Raw genomic sequence first — 7,605 nt, 5'->3', positions numbered from 1 at the left:
CGATGCAGTCGTGCGTGGCGCGCGGCATCCGCCAGACCGGCACCCTGCCCGGCGGCCTGCACGTGACCCGGCGCGCGCCGGCGCTGCACGCCGAGCTGTCGTCCAAGCCCGAGGCCGGCATGCGCGATCCGCTGACCGTGCTCGACTGGGTCAACCTCTATGCGCTGGCGGTCAACGAGGAGAACGCCGCCGGCGGCCGCGTGGTCACCGCGCCGACCAACGGCGCGGCCGGCATCCTGCCGGCGGTGCTGCACTACTACGACCGCTTCTGCCCGAACGCCGGCGAACAGGGCGTGTTCGATTTCCTGCTCACCGCCGCCGCCGTGGGCATCCTCTACAAGGAGAACGCCAGCATCTCCGGCGCCGAGGTCGGCTGCCAGGGCGAGGTCGGCGTGGCCTGCTCGATGGCCGCCGCCGGCCTGACCGCCGCGCTCGGCGGCACGCCCGGCCAGATCGAGAACGCCGCCGAGATTGGCATGGAGCACAACCTCGGCCTGACCTGCGACCCGATCGGCGGCCTGGTGCAGATCCCCTGCATCGAGCGCAACGCGATGGGCGCGGTCAAGGCGATCAACGCCTCGCGCATGGCCTTCCGCGGCGACGGCAAGCACAAGGTCAGCCTCGACAAGGTCATCCGCACCATGCGCGACACCGGACGCGACATGCGCGACAAGTACAAGGAAACCTCGCGCGGCGGACTCGCCGTCAACGTCATCGAGTGCTGACGGAAACCGCAGGACGGATGCGGAGCCCGGCATCGCGCAGCTATGGCCGGCAGGCGAATGGGCCCGAACGACAAACCCCGGCCAGCGCCGGGGTTTGCGTTTGCTGCGGCTTGTGCGGCCCTGCCGCGACGATGCGTCAGCTGTAGCTGACCGACATCGTGAGGCTGAACTGCCACGGCACCGCCGGCTTCGCTTCCGGGGTCGGCTCGCGGCTGGGATTGTCTTCGCCCAGGCCCAGCAGGCCGTTGAAGCTGATCGAGGTCAGGCCGGTGAAGAACGAGAAGATCTCGGCGAAATGCGCCAGGAAGTCCGGGCCACCGTTCTTCAGCTCGTCGGTGGCGAGGATGAAGGCCTGGTCGACGTTCTGGATGTTGCCGTTCTTGTCGACGGCGATGAAGCCGCTGCCGTTCTCGTTCTCCAGCAGCACGTTGCCGTCGCGCACCGCCGCATCGAGGATCCGGCCGCCACCGGCGAACTCCTGGAACGACAGGTCGCCGTAGGTGTTGCTGTCGACGCCGCTGATCTGCACGCCGTAGTCGCCGTCGGTGATCGTGACCACCGATGCGACCGTCGCGCCGTTGCCGCCCTTGTCCCACGGCGTGGTCTCGATGGTGACCTTGGTGCCATCGTCGAGCAGGAACGTGGTCTGGCCCCAGAAATCGAACGCGTGCTTGCCGTCGATCTCGACGTGCGGGTCGCCCCAGATGCGGTAGGTCTCGCCGGTGTTCTTGTTGTTGACGATGACTTCGTCATTGTCGCCGGCGGTGATGCGGTAGTTGTCGTTCTCGAACTGTACGCGGCCATCGGCCGTGCGCTGCGTGCTGGCCGAACTGGGCGCGGCCGGCAGCTGGCCGCTGATGCTGAGCGAAACGGAGACGCTGAGGTTGTCGGTCACGGGAATGCCCCTGTCATGGTTGGAAGCTGGATGAATGCATTCCATCCGCGGGGGGCCGCCGTCACAATCCGGGCCGACCCTACCTAGGGTCGACCCCAGGCAGGGGTTGCGAGCAGATCGAACGCCGTAGCGGAACCGTCGCCGCGCGAATGACGCTCAAGCCTCTCAGCCGCGCGCGATCCGCAGCACGTCGTCGAGCAACGCGGCGGCGGTGATGTCCGCGCCCGCGCCCGGTCCCTGGATCACCAGCGGACGTTCGCGGTAGCGGTCGCTGTGGATCGCGACGCGATTGTCGGTGCCGCCACCGGCGCACAGCGGATGCGCGGGCGGCAGCGCCTGCAGGCCCACCGACGCGCCCGACTGCGCGTCGAAGCGGCCAACGAAGCACAGCCGCCGGCCCGTGACGGCCGCCGCCGCGCGCCGCGCCTCGAGCGGGGCATCGAGCGTGTCGAGCAGGCCGTCGACCGCATCGGGCGCGGCCTGCGCCAGCGCCGCGTCGACCAGCGACTCGACCTCGACCTCGTGCGTGGACAGCGCGAAACCGGCGGTCCGCGCCAGGATCAGCAGCTTGCGGCGCACGTCCTCGCCCGACAGGTCGACGCGTGGATCCGGTTCGGTGTAGCCCGCGGCCTGTGCCTCGCGCACGCAGGCCGAGAACGGCCGGCTGCCGTCGTAGCCGGCGAACAGCCACGCCAGCGAGCCCGACAGCACGCCCTCGATCGAATGGATGCGGTCACCGCCGTCGACCAGCGCCCGCAGGCTGCGCAGCAGCGGCAGGCCGGCGCCGACCGTCGCGCTGTCGCCATAGCGGCCGCCGGCCTCGCCCGCATCGCCGATCGCCTGCGCGCGCCCGAGGTCGCCGCCGGTGCCGAGCTTGTTCGCGGTCACCACATGGATGCCGCGCGCCAGCCACTCGGGATGCCAGTCGGCGACGGTCTCGCTGGCGGTGGCGTCGACGACGATGTCGCCGGGCCGCGGGCTCTCGCCTTCGGCCCACGGCGGGAATCCGCTGCGCCGGGCGGCCGCGGCGCGCGCCTGCCGCAGCACCGCGTCGAGATCGTCGCCGCCGGCCAGCTGGGTGCGCGAATTGCAGATCCACGACACACCCGGCAGGGCAATGCCCTGCGCAGCCAGCGTGCCGTAGCGCGCAACGAAGGCGCTGCCGACGGTGCCGGTGCCCAGCAGCGCCAGGCGTGCGGTGCGGGCCTGCGGCTGCGCGGCGCGGCGCAGCGGCACCACGCTGCTCATGCGTCCACCCGCTTGCGCGCGGCCTGCGCGGCCGCGGCCTCGATGACCGCATTCGCGCGATCGAGCGCGGCGATCAGATCTGCCTGCAGGTCCTCCAGCGCCTCGATGCCGACCGACAGCCGCAACAGTCCGTCGGAGATGCCGGCCGCCGCACGCGCCTCCGGGGTCATCGCCGCATGGGTCATCGTCGCCGGGTGCGCGACCAGGCTTTCCACGCCGCCCAGCGATTCGGCCAGGGTGAACTGCTCGAGGCCGTCGACAAAGGCGCGCACGACGTCGACCTGGTCCACGCCCTCGGCCGCCTGCAGCTCGAACGCCAGCATCGCGCCGAAACCGGACTGCTGCCGCGCCGCCAGCGCGTGCCCCGGATGCGAGGCCAGGCCCGGATAATGCACCGCCGCCACCGCCGGATGCGCATCGAGCAGCGCGACCACGCCGGCGGCGTTCTCCTGGTGCACGCGCAGCCGCGCGTCGAGCGTGCGCAGGCCGCGCAGGGTCAGGAAGCTGTCGAACGGCGAGCCGGTGATGCCCAGCGCGTTGGCCCACCACGCGAACTGCGCATGCAGTTCCGCGTCGCGCGCCACCACAGCGCCGCCGACGACGTCGCTGTGGCCGTTGATGTACTTGGTCGTCGAATGCAGCACCACGTCGGCGCCGAACTCGATCGGCCGCTGCAGCGCCGGCGACAGGAAGGTGTTGTCGACCACTGCCAGCGCGCCGGCGCGATGCGCGGCCTCGATGACGAAGCGCAGGTCGGTGATGCGCAGCAGCGGATTGGACGGGGTCTCGATCAGCACCACCCGCGGCGACTGCGCCAGCGCATCGGCGAGCGAGCGCGGATCGGTCAGGTCGGCGGTCACCAGCTCGAAATGCCCCTTGCGCGCCAGCGCGTCGAACAGCCGCCAGCTGCCGCCGTAGGCATCGTGCGGCACCACCAGCCGGTCGCCGGGCTGCAGCAGCGCATTGAGCACCAGGGTGATCGCGGCCATGCCGGTCGGCGTGACCACGCCGCCGGCGCCACCCTCGAGCTCGGCCAGCGCCTCGCCCAGCAGGTCGCGGGTCGGGTTGCCGCTGCGGGTGTAGTCATACTGGCGCTTGCGGTCGAAGCCGTCGAAGCTGAAGTTGCTCGACAGCACGATCGGCGGCGTCACCGCACCGTACGCGGGATCGCGGTCGATGCCGGCGCGCACCGCGCGCGTGGCCGGACGACAGGACTGCGCCGGGGCGGTGGTGTCGTGGATGCTCATGCCTTGTCTCCAGTCTTGTGCAGTGCGGTCGCCAGGACGGCGTCGATGCGGTCGGTTTCCTTGAGGAAGGCGTCGTGGCCGTAGGCCGAGCGCAGCACGCGCAGCTGGCCGGCCGGGCCGAGCCCTTCGAGCAGCGTCACCGCATCTGCCAGCGGCACCAGCCGGTCGCCTTCGACGGCGACGACGGTCGTCGGTACCCGGATCGTGGCCGGATCGACGCGATGCAGGTCGATCGACTCCGACAGCCGCCGCCACGCCGTGACCGAGGTGCGGGCAACGTAGCGGGCGCCGGCGGCGTCGAGATAGTCCTCGGCGGCGACCCGCACCTGGCCGTTGACGACCACCGGCGCGGCGTCGAAACGCTCGGAGAATTCCTCGGGCGTGCGATAGCTCAGCATCGCGAACTGGCGCGCCAGCGACAGGCCCTGGCTGTCGGCGCACTGCAGTTCGCCCAGCGCCAACGCCTTGCGCTGCAGCGCGCGCCACGCGGCGGCATAGGGATGCGCGCGATGCGCACCGCTGACCGCGACCAGCGCGCGCAGCCGCTGCGGGTGCCGCGCCGCGAACTGCAGGCCGACCAGCGCACCATAGGAATAGCCGACGAACGCATGCAGCCGCGCGATCCCCAGCGCGTCGAGCAGCGCGGCGACCGCATCGGCCTGGTCGGTGGTGTCGATCGGCGCATCCAGGGCGCCATCGGCACCGATGAAATCGAACGCCAGCACCTGCACGCGCGCCGGATCCAGTGCCCGCGCCTCGCCGACCAGGTGGTCGGCCCAGCCCGGCTCGGCGAACGTCGCGCTCGCGGCGACATGGCGATGCGCGGAAATGCCGCCGGCGACGAACACCACCGGCGCGCCGGCCGCGCCGCGCAGTTCCCAGGCGAGATCGAGGCTGCGCGTCCCGGCGTGGCGCATCGGCAGCGTCACCGTGATCCGTCCGCGGCTGGCGGTGTCGGCAGTGGCGGGGGCAGCGCAGGGGAAGGACGCGTCCGCGAACGGCACGGCGACGGGAGCCGCGGCGTCGTGCACGGAGCTGGGGAAGGACTCGGAGGAGTCGGCGAAACGGGGCGTGGGGTCGATGAAGCTCATTGCAGGCGGATCCGGAAGGGAACGGGACCCATCGCTGCCTGCGGGGAATGCCGGAAGACGCCTGATCGGCGGATGTCGCCTGCCGCATCCAGCGCGGCGGACCACAACCATCTTCCGGTGGACGCACAGGTCCCCGCAGGATTTGGCACCGCGAGGGAACCGGCGTCTGGCGCTGGCTCCATCAGGTTGCCCCGGCTTCAAAGGGCCTGTCCCTCAGCCGGTCTCGATGGATGCCGCGCAGGTTGCCAGCCCCCGCGGCGAATGTCAATCGCTGCATGCGGATGAAGCGATGGATTCGATTGATGGCCGGCGCGGCTGCTGCGGAGGCGTGGATGAATGGGCATAATCCAGGCGATGTCGAAGTCCCTTCCTTTCGCCGCCGCGCTGCTCCTGGCGTGGCTGGCCGGCTGTACCACCACCGGCCAAGGCGCGCAGTCGCCTCCTTCCGTTGCCACGCCGACCGGCCTGCCGGCGGTCGTCGAGCGCTATCTGACCCCGGCGCTGGACGGGGCCGAACTCGATTCGCTGGCCACCTGGCCGACACCCGACGGCGCCACCTGGCTGATCGCCAGCGCCAAGCGCAGCCATGAACTGCTGGTCTTCGATGCCGATACCGGCCACCGGTTGCGTACCGTCGGCGGCAAGGGCGAGGCGCCCGGCGCGTTCAACCGCCCCAACGGCGTGTTCGTCCATGGCGACCTGCTGCTCGTGTCCGAGCGCGACAACCACCGCGTGCAGGTGCTGGCCTTGCCGGATTTCGCGCCGGCGCTGCTGTTCGGCACGCCCGAACTGCGCAGCCCGTACGGCCTGTGGGCGCACGAGACCGCGCCGGACACGCTCGAGGTCTATGTCACCGACAGCTTCATGGAAGGCCCGGATTTCCGCCGCGTGCCGCCGTTCGACCAGCTCGACCGGCGCGTGCGCCGCTACCGGCTCGATGGCGATGCGCACGAGGGCCTGCGGGTGACGGCGCTCGGCAGTTTCGGCGATACCCGCGAACGGACCGCGCTGCGGATCGTCGAATCGATCGCCGGCGATCCCGCGTCCGGGCGGCTGCTGATCGCCGACGAGGACATGCGCCACGAGGCGACGTTGCGCGAATACACGTTCGACGGCCAGCCGACCGGCCGCGCGCTGCCCGGGGGCACCTTCCTGCTGGAACCGGAGGGCATCGCGCTGTGGGCCTGCACGGCCGACAGCGGCTACTGGATCGTCGCCGACCAGGTCAGCCCGCTGACGGTCTTCCGGCTGTTCGACCGGCAGTCGCTGGCACCCGCGGGGGCGTTCACCGGCACGACCGTCGACGGTACCGACGGTATCGCCCTGCACCCGTCGCCGACCCGGGCGTTTCCCGGCGGCGCGCTGTTCGCGGTCCACGCCGACCGCGCGATCGGCGCGTTCGACCTGCGCGACATCGTCGCCACGCTGCAGTTGGATCCGGCCTGCGTGCAATGAGCGCCGCCGCGCGCGTGGCGACCGCCCTGACGCTGCTGCCCGCGCTGCTGATGGCGTGGCCGCTGGCCGCGCAGCATCCGCCCGCAACTGCGGCGACCGCGCCCGGCCCTGGCCCGACCGGCAGCACGGCGCCCGCCGAAGCGGTCGTGCGCCTGCGCGTGGTGGCGACGCCCGATGGCGCGCTGGCGATCGCCGACAACCCGCTCTCCGGACCGGTCGAGGTCATGCTGACCGCCGCCGGCCCGGCGCCACGCGGCGCGCCCGCACTGCCGGCGCGCGCCACGGTACCGGCGCGCGGCAGCGCGGTGGTCAGCCGCCTGTTCGACGACGGCGACCGCGCGGTGGCAACCGCCGGCCTGCGCCTGCGCAGCGTCCCCGGCGCGCCCGGCCCGCGCCCGCGCGACGTCGAGTACCGCTATCCGCTGCGCGGGGTGCCGCCGCGGATCAGCCAGGGATTCGGCGGCGGCTTCAGCCACGACGACGACGAGAACCGCCATGCGGTCGATTTCGTGGCCGCGGAAGGCACGCCGGTACTGGCCGCGCGCGACGGCGTGGTGATGCAGGTCGAGGCGGGCGTCGCCGGGCCGACCGGCACCGGGCGAAGCGCCGGCACCGACATCGATCCGGCGCGGACCAACTTCGTCCGCATCCTGCACGACGACGGCACGATGGCGCTGTACGCGCACCTGCAGCGCGGCGGCGTGGTGGTCGCGCCGGGCACGCGGGTGCGGCGCGGCACGGTCATCGGCTTCTCCGGCAACACCGGCGCCAGCAGCGGCCCGCACCTGCATTTCGTGGTGCAGGCCAACCACGGCATGCGCCTGGTGTCGGTGCCGTTCCGCATGTTCGGCCCCGGCGGCATCCTGCGTTTCAGCGAGCCGCCGCCCCTGGACGCGTCGCCCTGACCCCTGACCGCACCGCTCGCGGCGCCCGACCGCATTCGC

Annotated in this window: 7 protein-coding genes and 1 riboswitch; of the genes, 3 read left to right on the top strand and 4 right to left on the bottom strand. The window is 72.0% G+C overall.

Annotated features, from left to right (window positions below):
- Positions 1-725, top strand: a 725-nt coding sequence (locus tag LDO26_RS04815) for an L-serine ammonia-lyase (RefSeq protein ID WP_232129935.1), incomplete at its 5' end; no start/stop codon positions are given.
- A 136-nt stretch (positions 726-861) separates the two neighbouring features.
- Here LDO26_RS04815 and LDO26_RS04810 read toward each other — a convergent pair.
- The 4 genes from LDO26_RS04810 to metX form a co-directional block, all read right to left on the bottom strand.
- Positions 862-1,620, bottom strand: a complete 759-nt coding sequence (locus LDO26_RS04810; protein WP_232129934.1) for a DUF1521 domain-containing protein — start codon at positions 1,618-1,620, stop codon at positions 862-864.
- A gap of 165 nt (positions 1,621-1,785) precedes the next feature.
- Positions 1,786-2,868, bottom strand: coding sequence for a homoserine dehydrogenase family protein (locus LDO26_RS04805; RefSeq protein WP_232129933.1), 1,083 nt, complete (start codon positions 2,866-2,868; stop codon positions 1,786-1,788).
- Positions 2,865-4,115: an O-succinylhomoserine (thiol)-lyase gene (locus tag LDO26_RS04800; RefSeq protein WP_232129932.1), complete on the bottom strand. Its 1,251-nt coding sequence runs from the start codon at positions 4,113-4,115 to the stop codon at positions 2,865-2,867. Before LDO26_RS04800 ends, LDO26_RS04805 begins: the two co-directional genes overlap by 4 nt.
- On the bottom strand, positions 4,112-5,206 hold the full coding sequence (metX, locus tag LDO26_RS04795; protein WP_232129931.1) for a homoserine O-succinyltransferase MetX: 1,095 nt from the start codon (positions 5,204-5,206) through the stop codon (positions 4,112-4,114). Before metX ends, LDO26_RS04800 begins: the two co-directional genes overlap by 4 nt.
- Before the next feature lie 104 nt (positions 5,207-5,310).
- A riboswitch (SAM riboswitch) is annotated at positions 5,311-5,439 on the bottom strand.
- A 121-nt stretch (positions 5,440-5,560) separates the two neighbouring features.
- Between metX and LDO26_RS04790 the strand changes: the two genes are divergently transcribed.
- Together LDO26_RS04790 and LDO26_RS04785 are read left to right on the top strand one after the other, a co-directional pair.
- Positions 5,561-6,661, top strand: a complete 1,101-nt coding sequence (locus tag LDO26_RS04790; RefSeq protein ID WP_232129930.1) for an NHL repeat-containing protein — start codon at positions 5,561-5,563, stop codon at positions 6,659-6,661.
- Complete coding sequence (locus LDO26_RS04785; RefSeq protein ID WP_232129929.1) at positions 6,658-7,566, top strand: M23 family metallopeptidase; 909 nt, start codon at positions 6,658-6,660, stop codon at positions 7,564-7,566. The genes LDO26_RS04790 and LDO26_RS04785 overlap by 4 nt, the downstream gene beginning before the upstream one ends.
- Positions 7,567-7,605: the final 39 nt, after the last annotated feature.

The sequence above is a fragment of the Proluteimonas luteida genome (assembly GCF_021191695.1).
GTDB lineage: Bacteria > Pseudomonadota > Gammaproteobacteria > Xanthomonadales > Xanthomonadaceae > Luteimonas > Luteimonas luteida.
The sequence above is the reverse complement of the archived record's forward strand: the minus strand, read 5'-3'. Positions and strand labels throughout refer to the sequence as shown.